27 protein-coding genes are annotated in these 26,462 nt (G+C 41.2%); 17 read left to right on the forward strand and 10 right to left on the reverse strand.

Features of this window, described 5'->3' with window-relative positions; genetic code table 11:
* Nucleotides 1-30: 30 nt before the first annotated feature.
* A complete protein-coding gene (locus AB1A65_RS11465; protein WP_366589150.1) occupies nucleotides 31-618 on the forward strand; it encodes a DUF1080 domain-containing protein in 588 nt (195 codons plus the stop codon).
* A 47-nt stretch (nucleotides 619-665) separates the two neighbouring features.
* On the opposite strand, the gene AB1A65_RS11470 is transcribed toward AB1A65_RS11465, so the two are convergent.
* Entirely contained in the window at nucleotides 666-1,613 is a 948-nt protein-coding gene (locus tag AB1A65_RS11470; protein ID WP_366589153.1) for a DUF1080 domain-containing protein, read from the reverse strand.
* Between the two features lie 73 nt (nucleotides 1,614-1,686).
* A complete protein-coding gene (locus tag AB1A65_RS11475; RefSeq protein WP_366589156.1) occupies nucleotides 1,687-2,775 on the reverse strand; it encodes a VWA domain-containing protein in 1,089 nt (362 codons plus the stop codon).
* A 183-nt stretch (nucleotides 2,776-2,958) separates the two neighbouring features.
* Between AB1A65_RS11475 and AB1A65_RS11480 the strand changes: the two genes are divergently transcribed.
* From AB1A65_RS11480 to AB1A65_RS11530, 11 genes are read left to right on the forward strand one after another with little or no spacing between them, the layout of a single operon-like run.
* Entirely contained in the window at nucleotides 2,959-3,420 is a 462-nt protein-coding gene (locus AB1A65_RS11480; protein WP_366589158.1) for a (2Fe-2S)-binding protein, read from the forward strand.
* A gap of 27 nt (nucleotides 3,421-3,447) precedes the next feature.
* Nucleotides 3,448-5,682: a molybdopterin cofactor-binding domain-containing protein gene (locus tag AB1A65_RS11485; RefSeq protein ID WP_366589159.1), complete on the forward strand. Its 2,235-nt coding sequence runs from the start codon at nucleotides 3,448-3,450 to the stop codon at nucleotides 5,680-5,682.
* Nucleotides 5,683-5,686: 4 nt separating this feature from the next.
* Entirely contained in the window at nucleotides 5,687-5,941 is a 255-nt protein-coding gene (locus AB1A65_RS11490) for a MoaD/ThiS family protein (protein WP_036384838.1), read from the forward strand.
* Between the two features lie 47 nt (nucleotides 5,942-5,988).
* Nucleotides 5,989-6,975, forward strand: coding sequence for a GTP 3',8-cyclase MoaA (gene moaA, locus AB1A65_RS11495; protein WP_366589161.1), 987 nt, complete (start codon nucleotides 5,989-5,991; stop codon nucleotides 6,973-6,975).
* Nucleotides 6,976-6,996: 21 nt separating this feature from the next.
* Nucleotides 6,997-7,590 (forward strand): NTP transferase domain-containing protein, encoded by a 594-nt coding sequence (locus tag AB1A65_RS11500; RefSeq protein WP_366589164.1) that lies wholly within the window; start codon nucleotides 6,997-6,999, stop codon nucleotides 7,588-7,590.
* A gap of 3 nt (nucleotides 7,591-7,593) precedes the next feature.
* Nucleotides 7,594-8,658, forward strand: a complete 1,065-nt coding sequence (locus AB1A65_RS11505) for a HesA/MoeB/ThiF family protein (protein ID WP_366589166.1) — start codon at nucleotides 7,594-7,596, stop codon at nucleotides 8,656-8,658.
* A complete protein-coding gene (locus tag AB1A65_RS11510; protein ID WP_366589168.1) occupies nucleotides 8,649-9,431 on the forward strand; it encodes a sulfite exporter TauE/SafE family protein in 783 nt (260 codons plus the stop codon). The genes AB1A65_RS11505 and AB1A65_RS11510 overlap by 10 nt, the downstream gene beginning before the upstream one ends.
* Nucleotides 9,428-10,630 carry a molybdopterin molybdotransferase MoeA gene (locus AB1A65_RS11515; RefSeq protein WP_366589170.1) on the forward strand — a complete coding sequence of 401 codons (1,203 nt, stop codon included), beginning with the start codon at nucleotides 9,428-9,430 and terminating at the stop codon, nucleotides 10,628-10,630. Before AB1A65_RS11510 ends, AB1A65_RS11515 begins: the two co-directional genes overlap by 4 nt.
* Nucleotides 10,627-11,625: an XdhC family protein gene (locus AB1A65_RS11520; protein WP_366589173.1), complete on the forward strand. Its 999-nt coding sequence runs from the start codon at nucleotides 10,627-10,629 to the stop codon at nucleotides 11,623-11,625. The genes AB1A65_RS11515 and AB1A65_RS11520 overlap by 4 nt, the downstream gene beginning before the upstream one ends.
* Nucleotides 11,626-11,628: 3 nt before the next feature.
* The gene (locus AB1A65_RS11525) at nucleotides 11,629-12,219 is read left to right on the forward strand and encodes a nucleotidyltransferase family protein (protein ID WP_366589175.1); all 591 of its coding nucleotides are present in this window, start codon (nucleotides 11,629-11,631) and stop codon (nucleotides 12,217-12,219) included.
* 7 nt (nucleotides 12,220-12,226) lie between these two features.
* Nucleotides 12,227-13,309: an amidohydrolase family protein gene (locus AB1A65_RS11530; RefSeq protein WP_366589177.1), complete on the forward strand. Its 1,083-nt coding sequence runs from the start codon at nucleotides 12,227-12,229 to the stop codon at nucleotides 13,307-13,309.
* Here the strand turns inward: AB1A65_RS11530 and AB1A65_RS11535 are convergent.
* From AB1A65_RS11535 to AB1A65_RS11550, 4 genes are all read right to left on the reverse strand, one after another.
* Nucleotides 13,271-13,462, reverse strand: coding sequence for a hypothetical protein (locus AB1A65_RS11535; protein WP_366589179.1), 192 nt, complete (start codon nucleotides 13,460-13,462; stop codon nucleotides 13,271-13,273). The genes AB1A65_RS11530 and AB1A65_RS11535 overlap by 39 nt on opposite strands.
* A 28-nt stretch (nucleotides 13,463-13,490) precedes the next feature.
* Nucleotides 13,491-14,138, reverse strand: coding sequence for a GntR family transcriptional regulator (locus AB1A65_RS11540; protein ID WP_366589181.1), 648 nt, complete (start codon nucleotides 14,136-14,138; stop codon nucleotides 13,491-13,493).
* A 154-nt stretch (nucleotides 14,139-14,292) separates the two neighbouring features.
* Nucleotides 14,293-14,619, reverse strand: coding sequence for a metalloregulator ArsR/SmtB family transcription factor (locus AB1A65_RS11545; protein WP_366589183.1), 327 nt, complete (start codon nucleotides 14,617-14,619; stop codon nucleotides 14,293-14,295).
* The gene (locus AB1A65_RS11550) at nucleotides 14,609-15,037 is read right to left on the reverse strand and encodes an SRPBCC domain-containing protein (RefSeq protein WP_366589186.1); all 429 of its coding nucleotides are present in this window, start codon (nucleotides 15,035-15,037) and stop codon (nucleotides 14,609-14,611) included. Before AB1A65_RS11550 ends, AB1A65_RS11545 begins: the two co-directional genes overlap by 11 nt.
* Nucleotides 15,038-15,171: 134 nt before the next feature.
* Between AB1A65_RS11550 and AB1A65_RS11555 the strand changes: the two genes are divergently transcribed.
* The 3 genes from AB1A65_RS11555 to AB1A65_RS11565 all read left to right on the forward strand — a co-directional run bounded on the left by AB1A65_RS11555 (nucleotide 15,172) and on the right by AB1A65_RS11565 (nucleotide 19,578).
* A complete protein-coding gene (locus AB1A65_RS11555) occupies nucleotides 15,172-15,591 on the forward strand; it encodes a DUF3052 domain-containing protein (RefSeq protein WP_366589188.1) in 420 nt (139 codons plus the stop codon).
* 100 nt (nucleotides 15,592-15,691) lie between these two features.
* A complete protein-coding gene (locus AB1A65_RS11560) occupies nucleotides 15,692-18,943 on the forward strand; it encodes a glycosyl hydrolase (RefSeq protein ID WP_366589191.1) in 3,252 nt (1,083 codons plus the stop codon).
* A 17-nt stretch (nucleotides 18,944-18,960) separates the two neighbouring features.
* Nucleotides 18,961-19,578: a class I SAM-dependent methyltransferase gene (locus tag AB1A65_RS11565; protein WP_366590194.1), complete on the forward strand. Its 618-nt coding sequence runs from the start codon at nucleotides 18,961-18,963 to the stop codon at nucleotides 19,576-19,578.
* 12 nt (nucleotides 19,579-19,590) lie between these two features.
* On the opposite strand, the gene AB1A65_RS11570 is transcribed toward AB1A65_RS11565, so the two are convergent.
* Entirely contained in the window at nucleotides 19,591-20,067 is a 477-nt protein-coding gene (locus tag AB1A65_RS11570; RefSeq protein ID WP_366589193.1) for a hypothetical protein, read from the reverse strand.
* Nucleotides 20,068-20,222: 155 nt separating this feature from the next.
* Here AB1A65_RS11570 and AB1A65_RS11575 point away from each other — a divergent pair, with 155 nt between their 5' ends.
* Nucleotides 20,223-21,017: a hypothetical protein gene (locus AB1A65_RS11575; protein WP_366589195.1), complete on the forward strand. Its 795-nt coding sequence runs from the start codon at nucleotides 20,223-20,225 to the stop codon at nucleotides 21,015-21,017.
* Nucleotides 21,018-21,136: 119 nt separating this feature from the next.
* Entirely contained in the window at nucleotides 21,137-22,507 is a 1,371-nt protein-coding gene (locus AB1A65_RS11580; RefSeq protein WP_366589198.1) for an aldehyde dehydrogenase, read from the forward strand.
* A gap of 551 nt (nucleotides 22,508-23,058) precedes the next feature.
* Here AB1A65_RS11580 and AB1A65_RS11585 read toward each other — a convergent pair.
* The 3 genes from AB1A65_RS11585 to AB1A65_RS11595 all read right to left on the reverse strand — a co-directional run bounded on the left by AB1A65_RS11585 (nucleotide 23,059) and on the right by AB1A65_RS11595 (nucleotide 26,347).
* On the reverse strand, nucleotides 23,059-23,772 hold the full coding sequence (locus AB1A65_RS11585; RefSeq protein WP_366589200.1) for a hypothetical protein: 714 nt from the start codon (nucleotides 23,770-23,772) through the stop codon (nucleotides 23,059-23,061).
* Nucleotides 23,772-25,547 carry a hypothetical protein gene (locus AB1A65_RS11590; protein WP_366589203.1) on the reverse strand — a complete coding sequence of 592 codons (1,776 nt, stop codon included), beginning with the start codon at nucleotides 25,545-25,547 and terminating at the stop codon, nucleotides 23,772-23,774. The genes AB1A65_RS11585 and AB1A65_RS11590 overlap by 1 nt, the downstream gene beginning before the upstream one ends.
* A gap of 371 nt (nucleotides 25,548-25,918) precedes the next feature.
* A complete protein-coding gene (locus tag AB1A65_RS11595) occupies nucleotides 25,919-26,347 on the reverse strand; it encodes a peptidylprolyl isomerase (protein WP_366589205.1) in 429 nt (142 codons plus the stop codon).
* Nucleotides 26,348-26,462 lie beyond the last annotated feature (115 nt).

Genomic DNA, 26,462 nt, shown 5'->3' on the forward strand with positions numbered 1-26,462 from the left:
ATTTACGTACATATGAAAAAACTGATTTTAATGACATTATCGCTGCTGGCCATACAATGGTCATCGGCACAGGAAACAATTGAATTGTTCAACGGTAAAAACCTCGACGGATGGATCAACCATGGCGAAGAAAAGTGGTTCGTTGAAAATGGAGAACTTATCTGTGAAAGTGGACCAAAGGCTGAATATGGCTATTTGTCTACAGAAGATTATTATGATGATTTTGAATTGACCTTGGAGTTTAAACAAGAGGCCGATGGCAATAGTGGTGTTTTTATCCGTTCCACCTTTGAAGGCACCAAAGTAAGTGGTTGGCAAGTTGAAGTTGCCCCTCCTGGAAAGGACACGGGAGGAATTTATGAGTCCTACGGACGTGGTTGGTTGATTAAACCCGACCCTAAAAAAGACAAAGCCCTTAAAATGGGGGAGTGGAACACCTTAAAAATAAGAGCTGAGGGTTCCAACATCACCTCTTGGCTCAACGGTACAGAAATGGTGCATCTGGAAGATGAAAAAATTGGTAAAGGTAAAGGGGCCATTGCCCTTCAGATTCATGATGGAGGTGGTATTCGGGTGAAATGGAGGAATATAAAGGTTAAACCTTTGAATACGCACTAAAACAAAAAAGCCCGACATAAACTCGGGCTTTTATGTTTTAAATAATGTTATTTCTTTAGAGGTGTCACCACAAAGCTTTTGTACTCAATAGGCCCATGGTCCCCTTGAATCATAAAAGGGCCAGGCTCACCTTCCTTGCTGTCCAAAGCACCTCCAGTAATTCCGGGGATGGTCGCATCGCAAATCACCGTTTTTCCGTTTAAAACAACCGTAACCCTACGTCCAATCAAGGTAATGTCATACGTTTGCCATTCACCGGCCGGTTTGGAGGCATTTTCATTGGGTTCCAAAAATCCGTATATGCCACCCAAATAAATGTCCAAGGGTTCCAAACCTTCACTGTCCACAATCTGCACTTCATACCTTCCCCGAAGATAGATACCACTATTGCTTCCTTTGGGGTATCTGAACTCTACATGTAATTTAAAATCTTTGAACTTTTCATCCGTAATTAGGTTGGAACCAGATTCTGGGCTGCTCAAGATGCCATCTTTAACCACCCATTGGTTCTTTTCGCCATCCACATGCCATCCAGAAACATCCTTACCATTAAAAACCTCAATGGGTTTATCCCATTTTGGATTTTCGGTATACACCAAATCGGGAGCTTTTACTCCGGTCCAATTTGCAATAGAACCATCGGTATAGATCATGGTTCCAGTTAACTTACCATCAGCAAGTTCTCCATGAAAAATCATGTCACTTCCCTTGGGCTCCCATTGGTTGGGAATCCTGAAGGTAAATTTGTTATCACCATAGGTTTCCACTTCTGAAATGGGACGTGCACTACCAAAGGCAAATACAAATCGGCCTATCAGGGTTGCGGTTCCGGAATGTCGGATTTCCAGCCACGAGGGAACGGTTCGGCCTTTAAACTCCATTTCCAAATCCCATCGCCCTTCCAAGGGACTAATGTGCTGGGCATACGACGTAAAAGTCGAACCCAAAATGCATGCAAAAAGAAAAAGGTGTAGCAGTTTTGTTTTGATAATCATAGTTTGTTGTTTAGTTGGCTTCCAAGATACACAATCTTGCAAACGCAACCTTCATCAAACTATAGAAATCCTTTTATTCACACCCACCAGTAAAGCCATTGGCGTTGAACTTGGTCTGCACCGCACCTTGAAGGCTACCATTGGTCAATTGAATCACCAAATTATTATCTCCACTGCCATCCCTTTTGGGAGTGCAATACTCGAAAAGATAAAAGCTATTGGCTTGTTCAGAAACTCGTTGCGAGATTTGGTTGAAAGTCGTTTCCAACTCTTCTTTGTTACCCGCAAATACACTGGCTGTTTTTCCAATTTCCATGAGAATGTCTGCATCGATTTCCGCTCCCAAACCAATGGTGAAGTAAGAGATGTTCCGACTTGCGTTTTCAACGGCACGCAACGCATTCTCTTCACTATACCGGGAAGCTTGGTCAGTACCGTCAGTAAACAATACAATGGATGCAGCCCCTATTACCGATTCTTGTTGACTTTCCCGTAATAAATCTTCAGCAATATCCGTGGACTTAATCACAGCTCCATATAAATCTGTGGAAGGGTCATTACTGATATCCGAAGTAATACCATCAATGGCTGCGGTCAATTCGGCGGCGGAAGATGAGGGTTCATTTAAAAGGTGCAGTTCATCCTCGCCATCAAACCAATAGATGGCCATTTTAAAGGATTCCGTTTCTGGCGTTGGGATAACATTATTCACAAAACTAGTTGAAGCCGATTTTAATTCTGCCAAGCTGCTTTGAAGCACACTGTTACTTAAATCCAAAACCAATACGGTATTGTTGTTGAAGACCTGAGAGTTCGGTGAAATCCGAGCTTGTGACTCAGATGAGGAGATTACATTGAAACAATCATCATTTCTTCCTTGCTCATATATTGTGAATTGGTCTGCTCTCAATCCAGAAATAGGATTCCCTTGAACATCAGAAACCCTGAACAATATAGATACCTTCCCCGGTAGGGTGGTAAACTGGTCTTGAATGGAGAGGAACAGGTCATTATCATCAAAACCAAGGCAGTCATCTGGGTCTTTTCCTTGTCCCAATTCCCCGTCGTTAATATCGAAGTTGACATCATCATCAGCGTTTCCACAAGAGAAAATCAATACGGTAAGGGATAGCAAAAAGTAATAGCGAAAAGCGTTTTTCATTTTCATATAAAGTTAAGGTTCAACATGCAGAACGTACAATTTGTCTGAAAATTATCTTGTGTAAGCACAATAGATTTAAAGAAAAGTTAAAAAGAAAGCGCTGCTGTTAAAAAAAGAGCATTCCATCCATTTTTTGGTAACTTCAACAGCAATAGTATCAACAAACAATCAATTCAAAAAACTATGCCAACGTATCAAATCACTGTCAACGGCACGTCAAAATCAGTTGACGTTGCTGAGGACACCCCTGTTTTATGGGTGCTCAGAGATCATTTAGACCTTGTGGGCACCAAGTATGGATGTGGAATAGGCCAATGTGGTGCCTGTACCATCCACGTAGATGGCACTGCCATGAGAAGCTGTTCCCTAACCCTTTCACAAGTGGAAGGAAAATCAATCACCACCATTGAAGGACTATCCGAAGATGGCACCCATCCTGTTCAAGAAGCTTGGAAAGAAGTGGATGTTCCCCAATGTGGTTACTGCCAAGCGGGTCAGATTATGACCGCTTCTGCATTTTTGGCAAGCAATCCCAATCCCACAGAAGAGGATATTGAAAATGCCATGCACGGCAATATCTGCCGATGTGCGACCTATACCAGAATCCGTAAAGCGGTACAAATTGCTGCGGACAACATGGAATAATCCGCTTTTCATCCAAAAAACAACAACATGTCAACAAATACTATACATAATTCACTTAGTAGAAGGTCATTTCTTCGTAACTCTTCCCTTGCCGGAGGAGGTCTGCTGATTGGCTTTAACCTTTTCCAGGCGTGCAAACCCAAAGTCATCCAAGAACCTGCCATTGATTTGGCCAGTTTAGATTATAATGACTTTAATGCCTTCATCAAAATAGCCGATAACGGCGCGGTCACCATTTTCTCACCTAACCCCGAAGTGGGTCAGAACGTAAAAACCTCCATGCCCATGATCATAGCCGAAGAGCTGGATGTGGCCTGGAAGGATGTTTACGTGGAGCAAGGTATTTTGGATACCAATAATTATACTCGACAGGTGGCCGGAGGAAGCCAGTCCATCCGATTTGGTTGGGATGCCCTCCGCCAAACAGGAGCTGCCGCCAAGCAAATGTTGGTGAGCGCTGCGGCAGCGCGTTGGGGTGTTGACCCATCCGAATGCACCGTTAGCGAAGGTGTCATCACCAATCCCGCCGGAGAAACATTGGGTTATGGTGATGTGGTAAAAGAAGCGGCCCAATTGGAAGTTCCTGAAGATGTGCCGCTCAAAAAACCTAGCGAGTACAAAATTATGGGCAAACCAACGCCCAATGTCGATATCGACAAAATCATCACCGGAAAACCCTTGTATGGAATGGACTATAAAGCTGAGGGCATGGTCTATGCTTCTGTTTTGCGTCCTCCATTTGGGCAAAAACTGGTTTCCTATGACGATTCTAAGGCCAGGGCCATGTCAGGCGTAGTGGATATTTTCACCATTGGAGAGAAAGTTCGTGGTCTAGCCGAAAAAGAACCAGGTGTTCTGAACATCATTAGCGATAGTGACAAGGTAGTAGTGCTTGCCAATTCGACTTGGGAAGCAATGAAAGCCAAAAATGCAATAAAAGCGGAGTGGGAAGAAGTCACCAAACCCGAAAGCACGGAAGAACACGATAAAATTTTGACAGGACTCTTGGATGGTAACAAATTCGACACGCGAAGGTCTGATGGAAACGTCGCCAAGGCTTTTACGGAAGCAGATCAGATTTTGGAACGCACTTATGAGTCACCCTTTTTACCGCATAGCTGTATGGAACCCATGAACTTTTTTGCATATATTACGGATGAAAAGGTGCATTTGGTGGGGCCCATTCAAACCCCGGAAAGAACCGCTGGTTTTGTATCGGCACTTTTAGACCGGGCCCCCGAAGAGATTCTTTTGGAAATGACCCGAATCGGTGGTGGTTTTGGCCGAAGACTTTATGGGGATTTCGCCATTGAAGCCGCTGAAATTTCCGATAAGGCCAAAAAACCAGTAAAACTGATTTATTCCAGAGAAGACGATATGGAAGATGGCATCTATAGAATGTCGATTAAATACCGCATCAAAGCTGGGGTGAAAGACGGAAAGGTTACGGCCTATCATTTAAAGGAAGCGGCAGTCAATTCTAATATGTATGGATTGATTCCCAATTTCTTCCCAGCTGGGGCCATTGAAAATTATCAGGTGGATACCGCTTCATACAAAAGTAATATTACCACCGGAGCTTGGCGTGCACCTTACACCAATTTCTTGGCCTCTGCAGAGCAAAGTTTCTTTGATGAATTGGCGGAATTAATGGAAGTTGATAAAATTCAACTGCGTTTAGATCTCTTGGACAATGTAAAGCCCGAAGAGGACGAAAGCATTCAATATTCTCCAGAACGGATGAAGGAAGTCATTCTAACAGCGGTTGAAAAATCAGGATGGGGCAAAAAACCAGACAATGTCTACCAAGGATTCGTGAATTATTATTGCCACAACAGCCACGTAGCAGAAGTGGCCGATGTGGAAATTGAAAACGGGGAGCCCGTCATCAAAAAGATTACCTGTGTGGTGGACTGTGGTATCGTTGTTAACCCTCTTGCGGCCAAAAATTTGGTTGAAGGAGGTGTGCTGGACGGCGTTGGCCACTCTATGTACAGTGAATTGACCTTCAAGGATGGCAAACCGACCGCTACTAATTTTGATAGCTATCGACTCCTACGGATGAAGGAAGCCCCTATTGTGGAAACATATTTTATCGATAATGGACTTTCACCAACCGGGTTGGGTGAACCCACACTGCCACCAGCTGGCGGTGCGGTGTCCAATGCAATGAAAGCCGCCACAGGCAATAGACTTTATAAACAACCATTTACCAAAACACCAGAACTTTTAAAAGTACCAGAAAAAGAAATAATAGGTTGATTATATGACAATACTCTTGTTTGGAATTACAAAGGACATCGTGGGAGCTCCCACGCTGTCCGTTCCTACAGCTAGCGTAACAGGAAAAAAAATACCAAAGACCGTAAAGGAATTGAAAGCATTTCTGGGGAATACCTACCCAGAGCTGAACAAACTATCCTCTTTGGCGGTGGCCGTGAACAACAGCTACGCTGAGGATGACCAAGTCATCAATTCCTATGATGAAATTGCACTTATCCCTCCGGTAAGTGGGGGATAATCCGTGCAAAATCGGTAACTTACCACTGAAAAAGAAGTAACGGATTTATGCTGATAGACAATCACGGAAGAAAAATCAATTATTTACGACTGGCGGTGACCGACCGGTGCAATCTGCGTTGCAATTATTGCATGCCTTCGGAGGGTATCAATTTTGTAAAAAGTGACAGGTTGCTTTCCATTTCGGAGTTGAAAAAAGTCAGTGAGATATTGGTCTCACAGGGGATTGATAAAATTCGGATTACAGGCGGCGAACCCTTTGTTCGCAAGGATTTAATGGAATTGATGCGCTATCTTGCCAATTTGGAAGGGCTCAATGACATTTCTGTAACCACAAATGCCACATTGATTGGCCCACATATTAATGAGCTCAAGAAGATGGGCATTACCAACATCAATGTGAGTTTGGATTCCATCAATCGCGAAACTTTTGAACGCATTACGCGCAGAAAACAATTTGATACGGTACACAATAACCTCATCCGATTAATCTCCGAAGGCTTCAACGTTCGTATCAACTTTATTGTTTTGGACGGACAGAACGAGCAGGACATCATTCCCATTTTGGATGTGATGAAACACCACAATGTTTCTGTTCGATTTCTGGAGGAAATGCCGTTCAATGGCGGTTCCAAGAATTTTAATACTATCAAATGGAATTATAAGGCCATTTTGGAGCATATCGCCAACACCTATCCCAATTACAAAAAATTGGAATCACCGAAGGAATCCACATCCATCAATTATCAGATTGAAGGGCACACAGGCACCTTTGGGGTTATTCCGTCCTTTAGTCGAACGTTTTGCGGCAGCTGCAACCGTTTGCGGATAACCGCTACTGGAGATGTCATTACCTGTTTGTACGGCAAACCCGTCTCCAATTTGCGGGATTTGGTCCGCAGTGAATCCGACCCAGAAAAGATAAAGGAGACCATTCTCACTGCAATTGGCAACCGAGCAAAAACTGGTTTTGAGGCACAAGAAAAACATGCCCAGACCGTATTTGACAATTCCATGACCTCAATAGGAGGCTAATTTTTTCACATAAAATATAGTATGGCCAGCACAACACCCCAACTATACGGATTGGTCCTTGCAGGAGGAAAAAGTACCCGAATGGGTTCAGATAAAGGGCTATTGACCTATCATGATGTTCCGCAACAAGAATATTTGTACAAGCTTTTGGGACAGATTTGCGATGATGTGTTTTTGAGTATCCGGGATGACCAAAGCACTTCAATTCCAGATGGATTCAAGACCATCATTGACCAAAACGAATACCGAGGACCATTTAATGGCATATTGAGTGCACACAAAGTATATCCCGACGTAGCTTGGTTGGTACTTGCTTGCGACCTTCCATTGATAAACTTGGAAACCTTGCGACAATTGGCAGAAAACAGGAACCCCAAACAAGGAGCAACCTCGTTCGCCACAAAAGAAACTAAGCTTCCAGAACCCTTGATCACCATTTGGGAACCCAGCGGCTTGCAGGAAGCAATTCAACATATGCAAACTGCTGAAAGCTCGTGTCCCCGTAAATTTTTAATCAATTCGGATACAAAATTGGTCTTTCCTGAACATGATGAGGTACTTTATAATGCGAATTATATTGAGGATTATAAGTATGCCAAATCTAAAATAGATTGATTGATGAGTCGGTATGCCAGACAGACCCAATTAAAGGATTTTGGACCTGAAGGACAACAAAAATTGTCCCAAAGCAAGGTCTTGGTCGTGGGTTTGGGCGGATTAGGGCTTCCAGTGCTTCAGTATTTGAATGCCATGGGCGTAGGCACTTTAGGTTTGCTGGATCAAGATGTGGTTGAACTCCACAATTTACAACGGCAAGTACTTTATACCGAACAAGATGTAGGCAGACAGAAGTTAGAAGTGGTCCACGAAAAATTAAGTGCCCAGAATTCCCAGACCCGTTTTAAGCTGTACGACACGTTTTTGACCAAGGACAATGCCTTGGAGATTATTAAGGCCTATGATTTGGTGATAGATGCCACAGATAATTTCCCAACACGCTATTTGATCAACGATGCCTGTGTGCTATTAAAAAAGCCCTTTGTATATGGGGCCTTACACAGTTTTGAAGGGCACGTAAGTGTCTTTAATTACAAAAATGGACCCACATATCGCTGTCTATACCCCAATATGCCAAACGCAGAAGAGGTACCTAATTGCAATGAGAATGGGGTGTTGGGGGTCATACCAGGAATTATAGGGACCTTTCAAGCGTTAGAGGCCATAAAAATATTGACCGGAATAGGGGAGGTGCTGTCAGGAAAATTGCTATTGTTTGATGGTCTCAGTCAACGATCTACCCAAATTGGTTTCAAACTCAATCCAAAGAATTTGGAATTGAAGAAACTTCACGATTTTTACGAACCTCTGGATTGTGATGTGGTCCCTACCATAACTGCCGAAGATTTTCAGTCTTTGTTGGAATCAAAAAACACCCTCACTTTGATTGATGTTAGAACGGAGGAGGAGTTCTCCGAGCGAAATCTAAAAGAAGCCATCAACATACCCTTGGATAAATTGGAACTGTCATCCCTCCATATTACTTCCGTTGATGAAGTTTATGTCATTTGTCAATCTGGAAAACGAAGCGAAATCGCCGCAAAACAACTTCAAGATCAATATCCAAACAAGCAGTTTATTACTATTTTGGGTGGAATGAACAAAATTGCCAGTCTATGTCCTTAGATGTCGCTGATTTCATTTTATTGATTCTGGCCTTCTTTGTGGTTGCTACACTTTATTCTGCCGTAGGTTTTGGCGGTGGTTCAAGTTATTTGGCCTTTTTAACCTTGGTCTTGACCAGCTTTTTTGCTATCCGTACAACAGCGTTGCTCTGCAATTTAGCCGTGGTCACGGGCAGTTGTTATCTCTATTACAAAAGCGGGCATTTATCCCTTAAAAAGTTTCTGCCTTTCATCATTACCAGTATTCCAATGGCCTTCGTAGGGGCGTCCTTCCTGCTGAAGGAGCAGGTTTTTTTTATCCTGTTGGCATTGGCGTTGATTGTTTCCGCCATAGCACTCATCTATCAGACCTTGGCCCGGTATTCCAATTTTAATGTAAAGAAGTACCCACCATACATGTCTTATTTGTTGGGCGCTGGCATTGGTTTTTTATCTGGGCTTGTAGGCATTGGTGGCGGTATTTTTCTAGCACCTGTCCTCAACCATATGAAATGGGACAAACCCATTGTCATTGCATCTCTGGCCAGTTTTTTTATTTTGGTCAATTCGGTTTCAGGAATTGGCGGATTGGTGGCCAGCAATTCCTTTGAACTATTTTGGCCCGAAGTATTGGGACTCCTTTTTGCAGTGCTTCTGGGCGGTCAATTGGGTGTTCGACTTAGTATTGGCAAATTATCCGCGAAGCGCATTCGAATATTGACCGGGATCTTGGTATTGTTTGTGGGCATTCGGGTATTGTTGAAAAACGGATTGGAAATTGCACTTTTTTCATGATTACATTTGATGAAGCTTTACAAAAGGTATTAGGTCATTCCCAAAATTATGGGGATGAATTGGTAGAACTGACTAAATCCCATGGCAGGATTTTGGCAGAGACCATTATGGCCGACCGGGACTTTCCTCCTTTCGACAGATCTACCAAAGATGGTATTGCCATACGGTTTGATGCTTTCAACAGCCAAAGGCAAACCTTTAAAATAGCAGGTGTGGCCCAAGCGGGTAGTCCCCAATTGGTTTTGGATGATACAGTGTCTTGCATTGAAGTAATGACCGGAGCTATTATTCCCAAGAACACAGATACAGTGGTCATGTATGAACATACCACAAAGAAGGGTGAGGCGTTTATCATCAATGAACCTGTTAAAAAAGGGCAAAACATTCATTACCAAGCTAGTGATGTGCGTCAAGAGGAGGTTTTACTTCACCCTGGGGTGAAAATCACTGCTGCCGAAATTGGCGTGCTGGCCACCGTGGGAAAAGCAACGGTTTCCGTAAAAAAACTCCCAAAAGTTGCGGTTATATCCACAGGAAATGAATTGGTGGATGTGGACAAGACCCCATTGCCCTTCCAAATTCGGAAATCCAATTCATATTCGTTGTTCTCGCTTTTAGAAAATGAAAAAATTGAAGGGGACATCCATCATTTGCTGGACGAACCGTCCGCCATAAAACAAAGACTGGAGCAACTCATAAAGGAATATGATGTGCTCTTACTCAGCGGAGGGGTTTCCAAGGGGAAATATGATTTTCTGCCAGAAGCTTTTGATAGTCTGGGGGTGGAAAAAGTCTTTCACAAAGTATTACAACGCCCCGGGAAACCGTTTTGGTTCGGAAAACATGAACAGGACAAAACCACGGTGTTTTCCTTTCCAGGAAATCCAGTTTCCACTTTTGTTAATTATCACTTGTACTTTAAACCGTGGCTTAACAAAACTTTGGGAATAGACACAACGCATTTTACTGTATTTTTAGATGAACCCTATACCAATAGTACCGATTTAACGGTGTTTATTGGGGTGACCTTAAAATTGAAAGAAGGAAAATTGGCAGCAAATACCATTGCTACAACTGGTTCTGGAGATTTGTTGGCGTTGGCCAAAGCCGATGGTTTTGTTAAGGTTCTTCCAAAAGAAGAAATACCAAAAGGAAAAATAGTTCCTTTCATCCCAACCAGAAATAATGGTGCAGTATGACACATGAATTAAAAACCATAATCCAACATTACGAAGCACGACAAGAAAATGCAATTTTGGCCACGGTTGTTGCTTTGGATGGTTCTTCATACCGGAGACCCGGTGTTCGGATGCTGATTTTTGAAAATGGAGACATGATAGGGGCTGTTAGTGGTGGATGCGTTGAAAAGGAAGTCCTTCGCCAAGCACAGTCGGTTTTCACCACAGGGGTATCACGGGTTATGATATATGATGGTCGTTACCGATTGGGGTGTGAAGGCATTCTTTACCTTTTATTGGAAACTTTCGAGCCAAGTCATTCCTTTCTGGCGGAGTTTTGGAAAACCATCGAGGAGAGAAAGCCATTTAACATCCAATCCTTTTACAAAAAAGAGCAAAGTGACCACTTAGGATACCATTCGGTATTTCAATTCGGTGAAAACAGGTATCCCGTTTCCCAAACCAACGAATCCAGTGATGGGCTTTCCATTTTTGAGCAGAAAATGCATCCATGTTTTCAATTGGTGATTGTTGGAGCGGAGCACGATGCCGTTCAATTGTGCAAATACGCTGCTTTAACAGGGTGGGAGGTAAGCGTAGTTGCCAACCCTAGGGAAGAAAAGACCAAAAAAGATTTTCCGGGAATCCATAAACTCATTCAAGTAGAGCCAGAGGCTTTTCAATATAAACTAGACAATCAAACGGCAGTGGTCATTATGACTCACAGCTTTGTAAAAGACCTTCAATTTGTAATGGCGCTGCGCGAAGAAAAAGGTGCCTACATAGGTTTATTGGGTCCTTTTCAAAGACGGGAAAAACTTTTTGATGAACTTTTAGAGCGTTTTCCAGATATTTCGGAAGATTTTTTGGAGCAAATCTACGGTCCAGCAGGAATTGATATTGGTGCTGAAACACCACAGGAGATTGCCATATCCATTTTATCGGAAATTCTTTCAGTGGTCAACAACAAAGAACCTCAATTGCTTAAAGATAAAATGGGGAAGATCCATAGTTAGCCCATGAAATCCATTGCTGTTCTCATATTGGCCGCTGGTGCCTCCACACGAATGGAGGGCGGACCTAAACAGCTGTTGCCTTGGCAAAACACTACACTCATAGGGCATGCCATTGAGCAAGCCAAGCAATTGTCAGAATTAATTTTTGTGGTTTTGGGCGCTTATGCCGATGACATCGAGAAAGTGATTCCAGAGGATGTGGAAATTATTTATAACCCTCATTGGGAAAAAGGGATGGGTAGTTCCATTTCCGTAGGAATAGAGCATCTCCAAAATTCAAACGAAAAACCTACAGGGCTACTTGTTATGCTGGCAGACCAACCTTTGTTGGATGCTACCTATTTACAAGAAATCAAATCAGATTTTGAAAACAAACCCTGTAAAATTGTGGCAACTTCTTATGGCAACAAATTGGGAGTACCCGCAATTTTTGATAATTCTTTACTTCCACAGCTTGCGAAATTACACGAGGATGTTGGAGCAAAACACATTATTGAAAAAAATAAAACGGATACCATCACCGTGTTCCCAAAAGGAAAGGAAATTGATATCGACACAAAGAATGAGTACGCTCAATACATTAATAACAAATAAGTTAATAATGAAACCTTATATTTTTACTTTAATCTTAATTCTTAGTTTTTCGTTCATTTTTGCCCAAGAAATGGGCTTCGAAGAATACAACCCCACATCCACATTGGTGGTGCCCGAGCATCCAGTTGATAGGGCCAAATTCAAGTTTATTGATGTACACAGTCATCAATTTCGGATGGCCAATCAAGATCTATCTGAATTAATCAAAGATATGGACCAACTCAATGAGGGAATTATGGTAAACTTGAGTGGCGGTTCAGGGGAAGATCTTGTGGCTAAACTAAAGAACGTAAACGAGCATTACCCCAATAGATTTGCCATTTTCGCCAATGTGGACTTCAGTGGGGTTGGGAACCCCAATTGGGGAAAGCAAGCTGCAGCACAGCTGGAAGAGGATGTGAAAAATGGAGCGAAGGGACTAAAAGTATATAAGAGTTTAGGATTGCGGAACAATGATGTAAATGGCAACCGAATCCCAGTGGATGACCCAAGACTCGATCCCATTTGGGCCAAATGTGCTGAGCTTGGCATTCCAGTTCTGATTCATTCTGCCGACCCAAAGTCGTTTTGGGACCCGATGGACAGTAGCAACGAGCGTTGGTTGGAATTGAAAACGCACCCAAGAAGAAAACGTTCTGCCACCGACCCGGCACCTTGGCAACAAATCATTGATGAACAACATCGCATGTTCAAAAAACATCCAAAAACCAAATTTATCAATGCTCATATGGGATGGTATGCCAATGATTTGGATAGGCTAGGGGAGTTGATGGATGAAATTCCCAATATGAACGTGGGCATAGCTGCGGTAATAGCAGAATTAGGACGACAACCCAAAAGAGCCAAAGAATTTTTTATAAAATACCAAGATCGGATTGTATTTGGAAAAGATAGCTGGAAACCCGAAGAATTCCCCACGTATTTTAGAGTGTTGGAAACCGCTGATGAGTATTTCCCGTACTACAAAAAATACCATGCGTTCTGGGCTATGTATGGATTGGACCTTCCAGACGAAGTTCTAAAGAAGGTGTATTATAAAAATGCCTTGAACTTAATCCCGGGGTTGGACAAGTCCTTGTTTCCCGAGTAAGCCTACAGATTGTTTCTGGGGCTGTGGCCTTTTAAAATCCATTTCCGCAGTCTCCAAATCCTGAAAAATACCACAGGAGATTTGCTTTTTGATCAAGGACGCTGATTTTTTCCGTTTGATCTTGGCCTCAATTTCCTTATTTAAAAACTGCATAGGAAAATCTTTTTACTAAAAACGAAATCTAGTTCGATTTATTTTGATTCTCAACCGTTTGCCCATTAATTTTTAGCTGAACATGCTCCAAAACTGCCATCCAGTTCATTTTTAGTATTAAAGCGGCAGTGGGAATATTGTCCTGGGCAATAGCCTGTACAATGGATCTATTCTGTCGGTTGGCAGTTTCAAAAAAGATAGAATCCGTGGCATGGGCTTGCTCATAAAATCGCAATCTAACCTTAAGGCTTTCCAAAGTTTGGAGCAAAACCGAGTTGGCGCAATTCTTTATTAGCAATCGATGGAATTCAAACCGATTTTTTAGGCTTTTTTCCTCCTGAAGTTGTTCCGTTTTATTTCGTAGTGCCTCAATATCGCCCGGTTCAAATGTGGAAGCTTCCAGTGCCATCACCTCTAGCTGCGCTATCGTCTCATAAAGGTTCTTGGCTTCAATTATGGTCAGATCAGTCACCACAAAACCCCTGTTAGGAATCGCTTTGATTACACGCGCCTGTTCCAACTGACTCAAAGCCTCACGAATAGGGGTAACACTGATGCCAATAGTTCGAGATAGGGCTGCGAGATTAATTGTTTTCCCAATAACAAGCTCTCCATTTTCTATCTGGCCCAGCAAATGATCTTTTACCCTGTCTCGAAGGATAGTAGTCTGGCTCATAACACAAATGTACAAATCGTATACGATTTACAACGGTTAAACTGCGGGCTTAGTGTTGAATAAATAGCTCAAAAATTGAGTAATAAGGAGTGATTTAGGGAAAATAGGCTCCAGTATATCCCTTTAATAGAAACGAAATAATACCTAGGGTTAATTAATCGGTATTTTTATCCAAGAATGAATCCAAATTGCCTAAAGCCGTATCCCAAAACTGTTCGTAGAACTTCACCCAATCCGTAATTTGCTTTAAAGGTTTCGCATCTGCGATACAAAATCGCTCTCGACCCTTAGACAAAATTTCCACTAAACCGGCCTCCTCAAGAGTTTTAATGTGTTTTGTCACCCCTTGTCGGCTGATTTCAAATTGACCAGATATCTGTGTAATGGATAGGGCAGAGGAAGCAATAATCAAGGCGTGAAAAATTTCACGCCTTTTAGGGTCAGCAATGGCTTTCAGTATTTTTGTGATGTTATCCTGCATGGACTTTTTTTGATAAAAATGAAGTGAGTTCGTTGATACAATTATCCCACCCTTGGTCAAAATTACTGAAAAATGAAACAGCCGAATCTCCTGGATACTTGGAGATTCCAGAGTGCTCTAAATACAGTTTAGTACCATTAGAAGTTTCCATTAAATCCCATTTTACCGTAGTTTCCGTGTCGGTGTTCTGCACAATCCAAGTGTATACCAAGGTATAGGGGTCGGCACTTTTTACTTCTCCTGTAATCTGGGTACATCCATGCTCCTCACTTGCCGTAAAGGTATATTTGTACCCCTTTTCAGCCTTAAAGTCAGCTTTAATGAACCAATTTGAAATTTCTTCCGCTTTGGAAATGGCATCCCAAACCTTACCAATAGGATGCTGAAATACGTGTTCTTTTTTAATTACATCTTTCATAATGTTCAATTTAATGATTAATACGCAACTATTTGGTTGCTAATTTAAACAAATAATTCCATTAAGCAACTTTTTGGTTGCATTTTATCCTAAAATCTTTACTTATTTTAGTTAGCACCTAGAAAATCAACGTTTTGAAATCAGGGTCAGGATATTCAGGAACACCTTTAGCCAAAAAGCTGGGCATAAAAGAGGGCTTTTCCATGGCACTGTATAATCCTCCGAAGCACTACTGGGATTTATTTTCAGATCTCCCCATTAATTTGAATGTTCACAAAAAGCCAGGGGAAGACAAGTTGGATTTCATACATATTTTTTGCACCACCTTGGAAGAGCTGAACAATGTTGCCACACCCTATAAAAAAGTTTTAAACCTGAACGGTATTTTTTGGGTAAGTTGGCCCAAGGGAACATCAAAAATCAAAACCGATTTAAAACGCGAACTTGTTCGTGAGCACTTGTTATCAATTGGGTTAGTGGACATCAAAGTAGCGGCCATTGACGAAGATTGGAGCGGACTTAAATTTGTTTACAGGCTAAAAGACAGGCACTGAATTCCAATTTAAAGGCATTGGCATCTTTTCACATTTATTTAGGGAATAACGCTCGGGTTTTGGTTATATTACGACACTAATTCAACTTAAACTGTTATATATGGGACACTGTTACAAATTCTGTTCTGCACTCATTCTTTCCGTTATTTTTTCATTTTCATTGTTCGCCCAAAAGCCTGATCCCTCACCGTTTTCCGGTTTGGAATTCAGAAGCCTTGGACCTGCACTTACCTCTGGACGTATTGCGGATATAGCCATACATCCGGACAACGAAAATACGTGGTACGTTGCCGTAGGTTCGGGTGGAGTTTGGAAAACCACCAACGCGGGGGTCACTTGGAATCCAATTTTTGATGACCAAACCAGTTATTCCATTGGGTGCGTAACCATCGACCCCAACAATACCAATACTATCTGGGTAGGGACCGGTGAAAATGTAGGGGGCAGACACGTTGGTTTTGGTGATGGCGTCTATGTAAGCCATGATGAAGGGGAAACATGGGAAAACATGGGGCTAAAAACCTCGGAACACATTTCCAAAATCATCGTACATCCAGAAAATTCTAATGTTGTCTGGGTAGCGGCACAAGGACCTTTATGGAGCAAAGGTGGCGAACGCGGACTATACAAGACAACAGATGGCGGAAAAACCTGGAACAGAACGCTTGGTAATAGTGAATGGACCGGAGTTACAGATATTGAAATGGATTCAACCAATCCCGATATCCTCTATGCTGCCACATGGGACCGCCACAGAACAGTTGCTTCCTATATGGGAGGAGGGCCTGGGTCTGGAATACACAAGAGTACTGATGGCGGCGAAACTTGGACCGAGTTGACCAATGGAATTCCAACTTCCAATCTAGGTAAGATTGGATTGGCCATCTCCCCATTTGATTCTAAAACGGTTTACGCTGCCATAGAATTGGACCGCAAGAAAGGTGGGGTATATATCTCTGAAAATGGTGGCACTTCTTGGAGCAAACAATCCGATGCGGTATCCGGTGGGACAGGACCTCACTATTATCAGGAACTTTATGCATCTCCCCACCATGAAGGAAGACTTTACTTAATGAGCTATATTGTATTGATTTCCAGTGACCACGGAAAAACATTCACCCAAATGAATGAAGATAAGAAACACGTGGATAGCCATGCTATAGCTTTTAAAAAAACGGACCCTGACTATGTGCTTTTTGGAACCGATGGAGGGCTTTATGAATCGTATGACCATACCCAAACATGGCGCTTTTTTGATAATCTACCTGTTACCCAATATTATAAAATTGCTGTTGATGATTCCTCTCCCTTTTATAATATTTATGGTGGTACACAGGACAATGGGTCACATGGCGGTCCATCCCAGACCAAGAGTCAGGTTGGTATATTAAATTCAGATTGGTGGATAACTTTAGGTGCAGACGGCCATCAATCGGCAACGGAACCTGGAAATCCAGATATCACCTATGGTGAATTTCAAGAAGGATGGTTGTGGCGAATTGACCAAACTACGGGAGAAATTGTTTTTGTTCAACCGCAACCACGTGCTAATGAACCACATGAACGCTTTAATTGGGATGCGCCCATTTTGGTGAGTCCGCACAAACCTGAGCGTCTTTATTTTGCGTCCTATCGTGTTTGGAAATCAGAAAATAGGGGTGACGACTGGACTCCAATTTCATCAGACCTTACCCGAAACGAAGAACGGTTTAATCTATCCATTATGGGTGGGCAACAGAGTTGGGACAATCCTTGGGATGTAGGGGCCATGTCCAATTACAACACTATCACCTCTTTGGCCGAGTCTCCTTTGCAAGAAGGTCTTATTTATGCAGGAACCGATGATGGTATTCTTCAAGTTACTGATGATGGAGGCAACACATGGCGAAAAATCATGCTTGGTACAATTAAAGGCGTTCCAAGCAGGGCTTTTGTAAATGATGTTAGAGCTGACCTCCATGACGCCAATACGGTCTATTTGGTTTTGGACAACCATAAAGAAGGTGATTTAAAACCCTATTTGCTCAAGAGTACCGACAAAGGAAATACATGGACATTTATTAACGGTAATTTACCCAAGCGATTGATCACATGGCGTATTGTTCAAGACCATAAAAAGAAAGATATGCTTTTTGCCGCAACGGAATTTGGTATCTACTTTACCAATAATGCAGGGAATACTTGGACAAAATTGGATGGGGGAGTACCCACCATTTCCTTTAGGGATGTTACCATACAAAGAAGAGAGGACGACTTGGTAGGGGGTTCCTTTGGCCGCGGGATTTATATTTTGGACGATATATCCCCGCTACGTGACTTTGATGCATCCACAAAAGAAGCAACGCTATTTAAGGTACAACCTGCCTATTGGTATATAGAACGAGATGCTGTTTATGGGCAGGGACATTCCCAATTTGCCGCCAAGAATCCCCCATATGGTGCTACATTCACGTATTATTTGCCCGAAAAATTAAAATCCGCAAAGGACGTTAGGACCGAAAAAGAGAAGGAGCTCACCAAGCAAAAGGCGAATATTCCTTTCCCTGGGTGGGATAATTTAAAAGAGGAAAATCTACAAGAAGAGCCAGTTCTACTTCTTATGGTAAAGAATAGTGATGGCGAAGTGATCAATACCGTTGAGGGAACCAACAAAAAAGGGTTCAACCGCGTAGCTTGGGATTTATCCTATGCTGAACGCAATGGTGTACGGTTGGAAGCTCCAACAGGCGAAGGAGATGATGAATTTTTGCCCTCGCCATACCGAGCCACTCCGGGAACGTATTCCGTGGAACTGTACCAAAGGACAAATGGTGAGTTGCAAAAACTTTCCAGTGCGCAAAACTTTGAGGTAAAACCACTCGGCAAAGGTGCACTCCCTGCCAAACCAGTCACTGAAATCGATGCTTTCCGGGAGAAGTTCCAAGAATTCCAACAAGATCTTACGGCCACAACCACTGTTTTGCAAAAGAGCCTTCAGAAAGTTGATGCCATGAAAAGAGCGTTGGATCAAGCTGAACGACCTAGCAAAGCACTTTCCGACAAAATATTTGATGCAAAATCACAATTATCGGCCTTAAACATTAAGATGCAAGGGAATCCCGCCAAAAATGAAATTGGGGAACGTAACCCACCATTGCCCGGTGATGGCGTATTCATTGGAACTGTCGCACTTATCAACACCTATGGACCCACAGGAAATCAAAAAGCGGCCTTGGACAGAGCAAACAACCAATTGCAGGATATTAAAAAGGAGTTGTCCACAGTGGTCAACAGCACCTTGCCAGGATTGGAGTCTGAGTTGAAAACCGCAGGAGCCCCCTGGATTGAAAGCCAAGGACTTATTGAAGATTAACCATCCGTTCCTTCTTGATGCTATTCGTTTGTGCTGCTGGGCTTCAGGCCCAATACACCGAATCGGATTGGGAGGAACGGGACCAATGGATGAAAACGGACTCGTTGCTTTCCATGACCACAGTGGGGGTGGGGGACAAGGTGGCCGATATTGGCTGTCATGAAGGCTATTTGAGCATGCATTTGGCCCAGAAAGTTATGGGAACGGGAAGGGTTTATGCCGTTGATATTCGAGAAGATCGGCTCCAAAAGCTTCGCGCCAATGCTCATGACAGAAAGCTTGGAAACATCATCACTATTTTAGGGGATACGGATAACCCTAAACTGCCCGAAGGCGAATTGGATGCCGTTTTTATTTTTGACACGTACCATGAAATTGATGCCCACAAGAAAATGCTTCAACATGTAAAAAAAGCGTTGAAACCGGGTGGACAAATCATGATTATGGAAAAACTCAAGGATTGGGTCCGGGGAAAATCCAGGGAGGAACAAGTATCTTCACATTCATTGGCTCCAAAGTATGTACGCGAAGAATTGAAACAAGCAGGCTTTACCATTGTTTCCGAAATTGAGGATCATGGAGATTGGGAACGCGAAACCAATAAACAAATGTGGGTAATCCTAGCCGAAAAATAGTTTTTGGAAGAATTATTCCCGCTTAACGTAGACGTAGCTTCTAATTCCAGGCAAGTCATCATCAATGAGGTTGGTGAGTTGGTCCCCATTTAAAGTAAGCGTACCCAGAATAGTGCTACCTTGGAAGGTGATTTGGTTCCCGTTTGCAGTCCAAGCACCGGTGCCAGTAACATCATTTACGGAACATTGCGCAAAGAACTGTCCACCCGTAATGGCTGTTATGGAAATTCCCGTCTGCTCAAAAGTCCACACATTATCCCCATCAATCAAAATGGTCCCGGAAATACAATCCAATTCATTCATCAAATTGGTGGAAGATGTACCGTCCATGTCTACATCTTGTGCTGAACTAATATTTACTTCAGACAAATCCCAAATACCAATTACCTGTAAATCAGCTGCCACTTCGCCACCGCCATCATCACTACCGCAGGATAGCGTCAAAAAAGTTACAAAGAGGGAGGGGAGGATTACTTTAATTTTTTTCATAGCTTAATTTTTTGATTCAAGTATTTCTGTTGTAAAATAACACATTTCAGGGCTTATTATTTTAACCAATATGGCATTTTATCGATAAAAAAGGGGTGGGAACACTAAAAAACACTGCTTTTCGTTAGTGCAGCGTAACCCTTAACTAAAGTAAAATGAACGGACTTACAAAAAAAATCTACACAATAGCCCTACTAAGTGCTTCTTTGTTTTTGGCGCAATCTTGTAGCGAGGATAATAAACCAAATGCCGATCAAGAATTGACCGGGACAGAATTGAGGACCATTATGGAGACGGATGACATCTCCAGTGTTGCCGATAACGCCCTAGCTGAACTGTTTACGGATGATGCTGCGGCAAAATCTGGTTCTTCAGCCAAAACCAACGATTGCTACGTTGCTGAATATACTGAAACTGGGTTTGTAGCCACATTCAATAATTGTGTATTGAATGGAACGGACAATGTCAACGGTACAGTTACCGTAACCTATGAAGTAGGGGAGCAGTCAGCCTCTTTTACCGCCACTTATACTGATTTCTATGTAGGCACCCTTAAAATAAACGGAACCCGGAGTTTTGAAATGAACGGAAATATGGAAGCAAGCTCCTTTTCGTTTACAGTCACCAGCAACATGAGTGTTGAGTTCGAAGACGAAAGCGTTATTTCCGAGTCTGGTACAAAAACATTTGGTTTTACTTTTGATGAGGAGTTGCAAAGTGGTTCTTTCAGTCTTGCTGGAGAGTGGACCGTAACCGCTGATGGCCAAACCTATGCCGTTGCGATTACAGATACCCTTGAGGGCAGCCTTACCTGCGAAAACATTACTTCTGGAAGCATGATCGTTACTAAAAACGGTCTAGACATTGTGGTGGACTTTGGTGATGGCGAATGCGATGACACTGCCACCTTGATTTATCCCAATGGAGCATCAGAGGAAATTACACTCTAATTTTCTAAATAAACTATAATAAAAGCATCGGCGAGAGTCGGTGCTTTTTTTGTTTCAGAGTTTTCAGCCCAACCTAATCGGGGTTTGATTATATTTATGAAAATGATTTGAACTTGACCATGATACAGGATATCGTAAATGCCCAAAATGCTTTTTTCTCAACCCACCAAACCAAAGATGTCGCTTATAGAAAGCAATACCTAAAGCAGTTGAAACAGGAAATTGAAGCGCAGGAAGATGCCATTTGTGAGGCGCTTTATGCTGATTTTAAAAAGCCAAAGTTTGAATCCCTGGCCACGGAAACACAATTGGTGCTTGCGGAGTTAAGTTATGCGCTTAAAAACATAGAGCGGTGGAGTAGACCCGAACCTATTGAGTCGTCATGGACCAATTTTCCATCCAAGGACTGGATTCAGTATGAACCGTTTGGCAAGGTTCTGATTATTTCTCCATGGAATTATCCGTTCATGCTGACCTTGGCACCGGTAATAGGGGCCTTGGCCGCAGGAAACACGGTTGTTATTAAACCATCGGAGTTGAGTCCCAACACCTCTCGAATCATAGCAGAAATCATTAAAAAAGTCTTTCCACCCGAATACGTCACCGTTGTGGAAGGAGGGGTGGATGTCTCCCAAGCTTTACTGTCTGAAAAATGGGAATATATTTTCTTTACCGGAAGCACCCAAGTTGGTAAGATTGTGTACAAAAGTGCTGCTGAACATTTAACGCCCGTCACCTTGGAATTAGGGGGTAAAAATCCCTGCGTGGTGGATGAAACAGCCTCCCTAAAATTGGCCGCCAAGCGTATTGTTTGGGGTAAATTCATCAATGCTGGACAAACTTGTCTTGCACCAGATTACATTTTGGTGCATACCTCCAAGAAAAAGGATCTGGTGGAAGCCATTAAAGGTCAAATCACTTCGTTTTATGGACCTGATATTCAAAAATCCCCGGATTTTGCCCGAATTACCACTGAAAAACATTTTAAAGAACTAAAAGCTATGCTTCAAGGGCAAACCCTGCTTTTTGGGGGAACCTGCAATGATTCCGAAAGCTATGTGGAACCTACTTTGGTGGACGAGCCCAACCTCAATAGCAAGCTGATGGAAGGGGAGATATTTGGACCCATTTTGCCGATTATTTCCTATGAAAAGGAGCAAGATTTGCATCAGTACATTTCAAACTATGGGAAGCCGCTGGCATTTTACCTGTTTTCAACCAACAAAAGGTTTCAAAAAAGATTGCTCTCCCAATATTCATTTGGCGGGGGAACCATTAATGATACTGTGATTCACATCAGCAATAATCGATTACCTTTTGGTGGGGTTGGCGCATCGGGAATTGGGGGCTACCACGGGAAACATTCGTTTGAGCTATTTTCTCATAAAAAATCCATGGTAAAACGTGCCAATTGGCTGGACATTCCCATGCGTTACCCGCCGTATACGCTTCCCATACGTTGGGTAAAACGATTTAAACATTTATTTTGAACGACTGATTTAGTCCAAATTCCCAGATTTAGATTATTTCTGGAAAATTTTAGCTTTCTGGAAAATTCAGTGTGTGATAAGGTCAAGGAAAAATAGGAGGTTTCATGGTTTCTGATTTATTCTATTTTACATAATGTAAATTATAGTACAAATGATTATGGGTAGCAAATTGCGTATAGCTGTGCTATTTGATATAAAATCAGTTCTAGCGCTTTAGTGCTATAACGATACCGATTTTATGTCAAAGCAATTTGCTTTAAACATTCATTTTTCTAAGTCCAACGTTTAACATTTGCAAAAACTTAATAATTTACTTGCTGACTTATCTTTGGAAACAGCAAGTCCAATCAATACTTCCGTCTTTACATTTACAGATTGTCATAGATAATCTAGTAGACTTGTTAGTGTATTCTTCAGTGATGCCACGAGTTTCCATAGAGCTTACCTCAAAGGTGATTCTAAGATTATTCAAATCTTCTACTCCCATATTTGATTTAATAAAAGTTTCCTGATTTTCTGACAATGTAAACTTAGTGCTCATTTTTTATAGTTTATTGAATTATTGCAATTTTTAAAGTATCTATTGTGGGTTGTTGTATTTCTGGGCCCAAATTTAAAATATCACCAAATACAGCTATGGTGTCGATTTCAGTTTCCGTAATCAATTGAAGTGTAGCTGTGGGTTCTACAGAATCAATTATAACTTCTCTAGGAAAAATATTAACTTCCGCATCACTTAAAAAACGAAATCTTGTATTGAAACTTGGGAATCCAACATCACTGAAAAATAATAAGCCTAATTTGGATGTATTTCCTGGTTTTAACGATAGCTGAATTGAGTCAGACAAAACTTGAACAAATGATGGATAATTGGGCAAAGCATTGAAATTCAAAGTTTCGATGTGTGTAGAATCTTCATTTACTTCAATTCTGAATGGTCCAGGCTGTCTACCTGCCCTTAGAATAATTGTATCGATATAAGAATCTGAAATTTCATTATATGGTATTGGGAATATTCCAGTATCAGTATTATCTGCAAACGTTCCCCAAGATGTTTTAACACTTAGCTTTCTTGAATCTCCATAGCGGATACCTGGTAATCTCAAAACGAGATTGTAATTTGTAACGCCATCTGCGGTTATATTTTCACTGGATTCCAAAACGTCAAATTCAAAAGTCGCAATTGAGGTTAATTCTTCTGTTGGCTCGTAACAAGCTATTGAGAGAATTAAAAGGGCAGCCAGTAATAAAGCATTATGTTTCATTAGTTTCCAGTTATAGATTTTACAGAACCATAAATTCCTTCGAACAAGGATTTTAACTTTAGGTTTATACCAAGAGAAATAGCGTTTGCAGCTCTGGTCTTAAAAGTTCTTTCGCCGTTTAAGGTGCCGTCAACAGAGCGAAAAAGAATAGCTCCATAATTAACCCTGATTGTATGGGAAATATTTATGCCAACACCTCCATATAATGAAAATGCATCTGCCACCAAATGCTCACGTCTATTTCCTTCAACAAGATTTCCAGCAAAAATTGGAACCCCCATTTGGAAGGTTAAGAACTTCTCCCAACCTTTAATTTGCCAAAATGGCACATTCTCATTCGTTGGGCGAATATCAAAATGTACCCCAGTATAAGGAGCGAATCCTGAAAATCCATTTGAATAGTAATATAGTATTCCAAAGTCCGGTTTGATTAACCTACTATTTCTTGCTAAAAATTGATAATTGAATGTGCTATTATTTGCTGTATTAGAACGTAAACCTACTGGACTGTCGACTCCATCCAAAATTTTATTAATATCATCTTTAACTTTAATCCGCTCTTCAATTTTTGAACTATTGCTTGCAGCGACCCTACTAATCTCGTCAAAGAAATCATCATATTTCTTAAATCCAATATCTGCATTCTCAGTTAGCAAATAAAGAAATTGTTGAGCAGATTTAACATGCTGCTGATACAGTTTCAAATTTGATAACCTTATATCATTATCTAATTTCTCAATTAATTTGATATTCAACCTTCCTATTGAATCGAAATCAATCTTCTCGGAACCTTGCACGATTCCATCTCCATTACTTTTGATTGCAGTTAGTAAACCATTTAACTTAAAATAACCTTCAAGAATTGGGGTTAATAGCACTATGGAATCCTTTAAGTCTTCTTTCGACAAAAAGGGTCCAGGATGCTTAATGCTTTTTGGTATTGAATCAAATTCAATTTCTGTTTTTTCCTTATCGAAAAGGACAGTCAGCTCTTCCTTATTATTTTCAAATGATTCCTTTAGTCTATTGGAGGGCTCTAAAAATCTAGGAGAATCTTTTGAATCTAAATATTTCTTTGGGATAATGAAAAATTCGACATCATCTATGACATTTGAAGAATAATACTCTTTGGCCAATTCTTTTAAAGTAGAGACCTTTTGAACTTCATTCGTGGCAACGATTACATACTTTTTATTTGGTTTCAACTGTGGCACTCTTACAATAACTGTATCTCCATTTCGGTTTAAAATTTCTAATGGTGGAAGAACTCGGGGCATTTCAGATTTTTCTCTAATGAACTTATGAACAGTGGGATATTTATCTATTAGAACACTATCTTTTTTGAATTGATCAACTATTGAATCAAAACCTATTTTCAATTTCAACCACTCTTCTTTTTGAGATACGCTATCAATTTTTTTTATGTGATTCTGGTACTCTATTATTCTATTTTTGTTTCTTGACTCTCGTGATTTAATAGTGTCATAGATATCTTTAAATAGTTTGTTGGCATTAGGTTGCCAACCCGATTTCCCAAGTGAGGTATTTCTATCAAAAACCACCTTTCCATTTGAGTTTAATCTAAGTAAATAAACATCCTTTATTGGTTTATTTTTTATTCCTACTAACTTTAGTGAAAATTCAAGGTCATAAGGAAATACCTTAGTCGCTGCTGTATCCAGCGCAAAGCTATGCTGGAGTTGTTGAGAATGTCCATTAAAATAACCTAGGCAGAAAAAGAATAATATTCTGACTACAAGAATTTTATTTTTCAATCTGAAATTTGCTAAGCATGACCTGAGTTTTATCATAGTAATCATTTAAATAATTTAGATTTAGTCAATTAAATGCTAATTATTAATACTTGATATACCCATTTATGGGTATTTTCTCGGGGGAAGTAAGTTGTAGGAAGTCAATAACCTGGAGAACAGCAATATAGAAAATGACTTTATATATTTATTACAGAAAATCCTTAAAAATTCTGGGGTTTTTCGGCAGTTTCATGCACTTTCTCCCTGCCAATTGGAATATATTGGTTGAAAAACATTCCGTTTTGGAAGTATGGAGTAGAGAACTCTGCTTTTAAAAGCAAAAAAGCCCGTCTTGCTAAAGACAGGCTTTTACGTAATAAACAAGTTTATAGCTACAGTATTTCAACCACCTCTAGGTCAAACACCAAATCTTGTCCCGCCAACGGGTGGTTGGCATCTATGATAATATCTTCTTCTTCAACCTTGGCTACGCGAAACTGTTGTTCCTGCCCAGCTGAATTGGACCCCACCAAACCCATTCCAACTTCGGGTTTAAGATCATCGGGCAGCTGGGATTTGGATATTTTTTGAAAAAGCGATTCGTTGACCTCTCCATAAGCATCTTTCTTATCAATGGTTATGGTTTTCTTTTCATTAACAGCCATATCTATCAATCCTTTTTCAAATCCTGGGATAAGCTGACCCTGGCCCAAGGCCACTTCCATGGGTTCCCTTTCCAAAGAACTGTCAAAAATCTGCCCATTGGTCAATTTACCGGTGTAATGCACTTTTACAGTATCATTCTCCTTTACTTTACTCATAATTTTTGTTTATAGTTTTAAAATCAAAACGTTGCAAATATAAAGGGTATAAAATGGTTCAACGAAGCAGTTGCTACTTTTCTGGTCTTCCGTGGGTTTGGAGAGGTAAGTATTC

Origin of the sequence: Allomuricauda sp. ANG21, from assembly GCF_040705235.1 — a bacterium.
GTDB lineage: Bacteria > Bacteroidota > Bacteroidia > Flavobacteriales > Flavobacteriaceae > Flagellimonas > Flagellimonas marina.